General features: G+C 47.5%; 1 protein-coding gene. It reads right to left on the reverse strand.

Features of this window, described 5'->3' with window-relative positions; translation table 11 throughout:
- The coding region (locus R7R24_RS30800) for a methyltransferase domain-containing protein (RefSeq protein WP_318120728.1) at positions 1 to 498 on the reverse strand (498 nt) is incomplete at its 3' end.
- Positions 499 to 503: the final 5 nt, after the last annotated feature.

Consider the following 503-nt stretch of genomic DNA (forward strand, 5'->3'; position numbering starts at 1 on the left):
ATATGTGTCAATTTTTGCCCACGAATAGCGCAGTTCGCATAGCGAGCCATCAACTAGTGTTGAGAAACACCCTTTCCCATTAGCAGCTAATATTCGGCGAATTTCTCTCAACGGATAACTTAAATCGACACACCACTGTAGCGCGAGACTTGAAAACACATAGTCAAAACTAGCGTCCTCGAATGGCAAGCTTTCCGCGTCTGCTACCACATAACGAACATTATGGTCACCACAACGCTCGCGCGCTTTGTCCAACATTCCTTGCGAAAGATCGGCACAAACAACGCTTGCGCCTCGCTCTAGCAATAGCTGAGAAAAATATCCGGTTCCACACCCCAAGTCCAAAACGCGCTTGTTGGTAAGATCGCTTGGGAGCTTTTCCAACAAACGATGGCCAACATCTCGTTGAAATGCCGCATGTTTGTCATAGGTGTCAGCCGCTCTGCCAAAAGACGAAGCAATCGCCTCTTTGTCTTGGTGTACGTTGTCCAACACCATGTTTT

Source organism: Vibrio sp. 704, from assembly GCF_033339295.1.